Here is a 7029-nt window from a genome sequence, read left to right as displayed (position 1 = left end):
CCAGTTCTTTCAGCGTATCAAGAACACCCATAAAAGATGCTTTTACTTCCGGATCAAGTCCCTCTGCCAGATATTCTTCAGGAACTCCGAATTTCATCCCCTTGATATCTCCTGTCAGTTCTTTGGAGAACTGAAGATCTTCTCTTTTCATGGATGTGCTGTCTTTTGTATCATGTCCTGCGATGATCTCCAGAAGAGCTGCACAGTCAGATACGTCTTTTCCTACAGGACCGATCTGATCCAGGGAAGATGCATAAGCTACAAGACCGTAACGGGATACTGTTCCATAGGTTGGTTTAATTCCGGTTACACCACAGTAGGAACTTGGCTGACGGATAGATCCGCCTGTATCTGAACCAAGTGCCAGATAAGTTTCTCCTGCTGCCACTGCTGCACAGGAACCACCTGAAGAACCACCTGGTACATGTTCCAGATTCCATGGGTTTCTGGTGATGCCGTAAGCGGAGGTTTCTGTTGTACTTCCCATGGCAAATTCATCCATGTTTGTTTTTCCGATAATGACCAGTCCGGCTTTTTCCAGACGGTCAATGACTTCTGCATTATACTGAGGCACAAAATTCTCAAGAATCTTTGATGCACAGGTAGTTTTCTTTCCATTAATACAGATATTATCTTTGATCGCGATCGGTACGCCTGCAAGAGGACTGGTATAAGTACCGTCCTCGATGCCTTTTTGTACTTCTTCTGCACGTTTGTATGCTTCTTCTTTATATGTGTCAAGATAAGCGTGTACTTCTGAATCCTGTTTCTCAATCTGTTCAAAAACAGTTTTTACTCCATCCAGGACGCTGACCTGACGCTGTTTTATTTTTTCCCCAAGCTGCAGGGCTGTTAATTTTTCCAACTCCATTGTCCTGTCTCCTATCCTATGGTTTTCGGAACCTGATACTGTCCTTCTTTTGCCTTCGGTGCATTTGCCAGCATTGCTTCTTTGTTGTCTCCGTTTGTGACAACGTCCTCACGAAATACGTTTTCGTCCTGGAAAATATGGGACATAGGCTCTACTTCCGATGTATCCAGTTCATCCAGTTTCTCTACATAATCAAGCATTTTCTGCATTTCAGCTTTTGCTTTTTCCTTTTCTTCTTCTGAGAGGGAAAGCTTGGACAGGATGCAGACATTTTCCATTGTTTCATCATCTATGATCTTTGCCATGATTTTCTCCTTATATATACTGCCTGTAACATTCTATATTGCTTTTATTTCCGACTTATTTACGGTTCCAGACGGTTCATATCTCGAGGGAAGAGACAGGTTTCACGAACATTCTCTTCACCAATAAGTTGCATGGTCAAACGTTCCAGACCGATTCCCAGTCCACCGTGAGGCGGCATACCATGTTTGAAGGTATCCAGATACTGTTCCATGCCTTCCTGCGTCATACCTCTGTCTTCAATTTTCTGTACCAGCATATTGTAATCATGGATACGCTGTCCGCCTGTTGTGATCTCAAGGCCTTTGAATAACAGGTCAAAGCTTAAGGTAAATCTTGCGTCTTCCGGATCATCCATTGCATAGAATGGACGTTTCTTTGACGGATAATGTGTGACAAATACGAAATCTGAGCCATATTCTTCTTTGAAATACTGTCCGATCAGTGCTTCTTCTTCCGGCTCCAGATCGAATGGATTTCTGATCTTACGGTTGTATTTCTGTGATACCAGTTCCTTGGCTACATCGAAACGGACTGCCGGGATTTTGGATACATCCGGGATCTCAAGCTTCAAAATCTGTACTTCTTTTGCATATTCTGTTTTCAGAAGGTTCATGGCATACTGGAGGAATCCTGTTTCCATTGCCATAATTTCTTCGAAGCTGTCAATATATCCCATCTCGAAGTCCAGACTGGTGTATTCATTTAAGTGACGTTTGGTATTATGTTTCTCAGCCCGGAATACGGGGCCTGTCTCAAATACTCTGTCAAATACGCCAACCATCATCTGTTTGTAGAACTGTGGGCTCTGCGCAAGTACTGCAGGTTTGTGGAAGTAACTGAACTTGAAAAGGTTTGCTCCACCCTCTGCTCCTCTTGCTCCGATCTTTGGAGTGTGGATTTCTGTGAATCCCTGTCCGTAGAGATAATCGCGGAATGCTTTTGTCAGTGCCTCCTGAATTTTAAATTTGGAACGCTCCTGAATGTTTCTCAGGGAAATCGGTCTGTAGTTTAATTTTGCTTCCAGGGAAGTGTTCAGTTTCCATTTGTCGATTGCCATTGGAAGTGGCTCTGCCGGTGTTGATAAAATATCAATATGACGAATACGAAGCTCTCTTCCGTGGGGTGCTCTCTCCTCTTCATGCAGGATTCCTTTCACCCTGATCGTCATTGCTTCCTTCAATTCATGAATGGAAACATTTGCCATTTCATTTTCATAGACTGTCTGGAATAAGCCTTCCCTTCTTCTAAGAATGATAAATGCCACATCACCCATATTACGGATGCTGTGAACAGCGCCTTCGATTACGGCTTCCTGGTTCAGGAGATTATTACCTACGAGTTCCTCCCAGGTATTGATTTCTTTTTTCCATGTTCCATCCATAAATTCCATTTCCTCATCCTCCATTTCTTCATTTCTGAAAACCTTTGTGATATCTTCACTGGTTTCAAGTTCAAAAGGCTTTTCGTGCAAGCACAACGACTTTTTGGCTTAAAACCCTGGAATATCAAAAAGGCGTAATCAGAAAATCCGGAGACACCTATCCCCTGGACTCTCTGATTACGCCTTTGTAATCATTCTTCCTGTTATTATCTATTTTATGTTTGTTTGTGTTCTTTCTATATATAATATAATGTTAGGGTTAAAATGTATTTTGCCTCTAACTTGATATGAACAAAAATATATTCTGTATATTACCACATATTCTGTCAAAATAATATCGTCATTTTTTACAAAATTTTCCTTATTATTTTCGGATATTTTATTTAGAACGTGTTTGAAAAATCAGATTTCATCATACATCAGCATGAGTAACATCTGTGCAGTTTCTACCATGTTGGTTCCTGAATCCATGCTGCATTTCTGGATGTGTCGATATGCTTCCTCTTCTGTCATCTGGTTTTTTTCCATCAGAAGGCGTTTGGCATTCGAGATATAATTCTGTTCTTTTTCTGATCTGGGCTTTGGTTTCTTTTTTTCTTTTTTGATCCGGCGTTCCAGATGATAGAGCATGTCATTGACCGTATCTATCAGTGCGCTTGCTTTCATCGGCATCTGTACAGTGCTGACGGAATTCGGTGCTTCATCTATAATACGCTGAGAAGCCAGAAGCAGCATTTCAAAATACTGTGGCAGGTCATCGAGAGCGTCTTTATAATAGGCATCTGTCAGCTTATACCCGCATATCAGGACACCACTGTCAAGTTCTGAGATACTGGCCAGCGCATTAGAGACAGAGCTGCAGACAGAGGCTACTGTGAGCCCATGTCTGTTAAGTATTGTGCGGATTTTCTTTGCGTCTTCAATTTTCGGTAACGCAATCACAATGCTGCTGCTCATAACTCTGCCACTCCTATTTCTATTACAGCCTGAGTTTCCGTCCACTGCTTATTGCTTTTTACAACCTCCGCAGGGGACTTGTTTGATTTTGATCAAGCGGATGTTCGCAATCCGCTTCGCTACTTGCTCATAACCGAATAACTGCTTCGCAGTTTATCAGAAGAAGCTTCGCTCCTCCTGATACAAACAAGTCCCCACTCACTGCTTATTGCCTTTTACAATTTCTACAGGGGACTTGTTTGATTCGATTAAATTCTGTATAAGTATTCCTCGATTTCCCAAGCTGAAATTTCTCTTGTATAGCGAAGCCATTCTTTTTTCTTGGCTGCTGCGTATTCTTTACAAAATTCTGTTCCAAGTACTTCTTTGATCCAGTCACTCTGTTCGAAGTAATCAATTGCTTCGTTCAAATTTCCCGGAAGATTTTCAATCTTCATTGTTTTCTGATCTGTTTCGGATAACTCTCTGCTGGAGGACTTAGTCGGATAAATCTTCTTATTGATTCCATCCAGTCCTGCTGCCAGACATACTGCAAATACCAGATACGGATTTGCTGCTGCATCCGGACTTCTCAGTTCGATCCTTGTCTCCATACCTCTGGATCCCGGAATTCTTACCAGTGAATTCTGGTTGTTCTTTGTCCATGTCAGTTCTGTCGGGGCTTCATAGCCCGGAACCAGACGTTTGTAGGAATTTACGATAGGATTGGTGATCAGTGCCATCTCTTTGCTGTGAGCCAGAAGACCTCCTACGAAGTAATAAGCTTCTTCGCTTAATTCCTGTGGATTTCCCGGATTGACGAATACATTTCTTCCATCTTTAAATAAGGAGAAATGAATGTGCATTCCGGAACCGTTTACTTCTGCCCTTGGTTTCGGCATAAATGTCGCATGAAGTCCATGGCGTTTGGCAATGGTACGGACCGTCATCTTAAATGACATAATCCGGTCTGCAATCGTACGGACTTCACCGTATTTGAAATCTACTTCGTGCTGTGCAGGAGCAGTTTCATGGTGAGAAGATTCTACCTCAATCCCCATGTCTTCCAGATTTAATACAATATCACGTCTTGCGTTTTCACCCAGATCCACAGGACTGACATCCAGATATCCGGCCTTCTCATGTGTTACAGTAGTCGGAACTCCGTTATCATCTGTATGAAAAAGGAAAAATTCACATTCCGGATCTACCAGACAGGTGTATCCCTCCTTCTTTGCCTCCCGGGCGGTTTTCTTCAGGATATATCTCGGACTTCTCTCATGAGGGGTTCCGTCCGGACAATAGATATCGCATAACAGTCTGGCAACTTTGCCCTGCTGTGGTCTCCATGGGAGAATTGCAAAGGTGTCAGATCCGGTCTTAAGTACATATCCGGTTCGGATTCTCCTGCGATTCCTGCGATAAAGGAACCATCTACGATACATCGGTTATCCAGCGCACGGGGAAGTTCCCGGGCAGTTATGGCGATGTTTTTCAGCGTTCCGAACATATCTGTGAACTGGAGACGGATAAATTCCACGTCTTCCTCCTCAGCCATCTGTAATATTTCTTCTCTGGTATAATTCCCCATTTTCATTCACTCCTTGTCAGCATAGTTTCTGCTGTTTTTGCTTTCTTAATGATTCTTCGATACAGTTTTGTCCTGTCTGGAAGTTTTATAGATTCTTCTTATAATGATATAAAAAATGGCGCACTTTCTACAGTTACTTTTCTATAGAAAGAACGCCTTTGTTCATGTAGGCAATTATAACAACATGCTTATTTTTTGTCAACTGCTTATTTTTCGTTAATAAATCATCGACTCTTTCCATGTTACTGTGCGCTCCGATCTCGACAACACACTTTGCAGCTTACTTATAATCGCTATTTTGAGAATACCGCATCATTCCTTGAAAGAAGATATACGCAATACTGATTCATACTGATTCCCTCTCTCTGAGAATGTTCTGCCAGTAGTCTATGCAGGCTTCTTGGAATTCTCAGTTTAAACTGTCCGGAATAATCTTCAAGGCTATCCGGCTCATGGATTTCTACTCCTTCTTCTAATGCAGCTTCAAGCCATGCTTTTTTTGCATCCAGGGCATTTGAAATTGCACTTTCCACTGTTTCTCCGCAGGTAATGCAACCAGGGAGATCCGGATACGAAACTACGAATCCTCCTTCGGTTTTATCTTCTACAACTTCCATACGATAGGACATTGACATATAATCATTCAGTGTCTTCATGATTCTTCGCCTCACTTTCTACTATTTCCCTTACCATTTCTACATATACTTTCTTTATCGGCTCATGTTTTGGTATTGTAATAGGCATACATCCAGACTTTCTAAATGCATACAATAATGACTGCTTCCACTTCTCGGAACATTCATTTCATATCCATAACTTTTCCAATACTTTTCGCAATCTCATCAAAATCCGAAGATCTTTTGATAAATTACATATACGTGTTATCAGTTTATCCCATTTTGACATTCTTATATCTCCTATTTATATTATATGTGGTATCGTATAATATGGTGTCAATCAATTTTTCTATGCCAAATTTGACAAAATGGTTTCCGCACTCTCCGAAAGAGAGATACGCAAAATATAAATTCAAAAATACTGTCTTTTGTGCTTAATCATAAAGGGAAATGGATGAGCCGAATGGTTCAAAAATTATTTTAGATATGTAGATATGCAAATTTAATGTAACAAAAGTATTATTTGCTGTGGATAATAGCAACATGTTCCGACTCAAAATTATAAGCGGTTTTGCTTAGAAAATCAATAAGCTTATTGTAAAAAAAACATCTACCATACTCTCATAGATAACAATGACAAAAAATAAAAAGCGAAGTATATATAGTAACCTTTGCGGACCGGTTCTTTGCTGTATATATTATAATACTCTGAATCGGCATCCATATCCAAAGGAGAATACTAAATAATTCAAATTTATACGCTATCCAATAACAGAGCATCGGGAGTAACAACAAGAACATTCCAATAACTGACTTGCATTGTAATTTTTCTTTTAAAGAATATCTGAGCGGAAATCCTTTTTTAACTAAACGTAATTCATTTTGCACATTATCAGCTCACAACATTCTGTCCTAATATCAATATAGAAAACAATAATACATACTCAATATATTTTCCCTCTTATCTGCGATAATAACATTGTGATTAAAACAATCGCAAAATACTGATACATAATCTGTTTCTTTCTTCTAATAACACTAACCACCTCATAAACCATCAAAAAACGGTAGCGGTTGCCATAAAATATATTTCTTCATCAGTCCCTTCATTTCTCTCTGATTATTTTGGAAAAACACTTCATCCTGTGTTTGCAAGACTGTATCATATTCCCTATTCAAAAAACCATATAACATCTGATTATATTGTTGAAAGAACGGGATAATTGCTTGATAGCTAAAATAAGGATATAAAATGAAATATAATCCGTAAATGATCAATAGTACACTGGCAACAAATACACTTCTATTAAAAAAGCAAATCATTACT

Annotated in this window: 6 protein-coding genes and 2 pseudogenes; all 8 read right to left on the bottom strand. The window is 40.0% G+C overall.

What is annotated here, in order from left to right; translation table 11 throughout:
- Positions 1 to 871 (bottom strand): amidase (locus AC075J_RS11240; RefSeq protein ID WP_476390328.1); only part of this gene is annotated, 871 nt, incomplete at its 3' end.
- Between the two features lie 11 nt (positions 872 to 882).
- A complete protein-coding gene (gene gatC, locus AC075J_RS11235; protein ID WP_022380268.1) occupies positions 883 to 1176 on the bottom strand; it encodes an Asp-tRNA(Asn)/Glu-tRNA(Gln) amidotransferase subunit GatC in 294 nt (97 codons plus the stop codon).
- A gap of 59 nt (positions 1177 to 1235) precedes the next feature.
- Positions 1236 to 2567, bottom strand: coding sequence for an aspartate--tRNA(Asn) ligase (gene aspS, locus AC075J_RS11230; protein ID WP_022380269.1), 1332 nt, complete (start codon positions 2565 to 2567; stop codon positions 1236 to 1238).
- A gap of 393 nt (positions 2568 to 2960) precedes the next feature.
- Positions 2961 to 3515: an ANTAR domain-containing response regulator gene (locus tag AC075J_RS11225; protein ID WP_022380270.1), complete on the bottom strand. Its 555-nt coding sequence runs from the start codon at positions 3513 to 3515 to the stop codon at positions 2961 to 2963.
- Between the two features lie 248 nt (positions 3516 to 3763).
- A pseudogene (locus AC075J_RS11220) lies at positions 3764 to 5085 on the bottom strand (glutamine synthetase family protein).
- 293 nt (positions 5086 to 5378) lie between these two features.
- Complete coding sequence (locus tag AC075J_RS11215; RefSeq protein ID WP_008704906.1) at positions 5379 to 5741, bottom strand: type II toxin-antitoxin system HicB family antitoxin; 363 nt, start codon at positions 5739 to 5741, stop codon at positions 5379 to 5381.
- Positions 5725 to 5991 (bottom strand): annotated as a pseudogene (locus tag AC075J_RS11210) (toxin HicA). The gene AC075J_RS11215 and the pseudogene AC075J_RS11210 overlap by 17 nt, the downstream one beginning before the upstream one ends.
- Before the next feature lie 758 nt (positions 5992 to 6749).
- On the bottom strand, positions 6750 to 7029 hold a 280-nt coding region (locus AC075J_RS11205), incomplete at its 5' end, for a hypothetical protein (RefSeq protein WP_476390327.1).

The sequence above is a fragment of the Blautia sp. ZXY-1-C6 genome (genome assembly GCF_056339875.1).
This window is presented reverse-complemented; position numbering and strand designations above follow the sequence as displayed.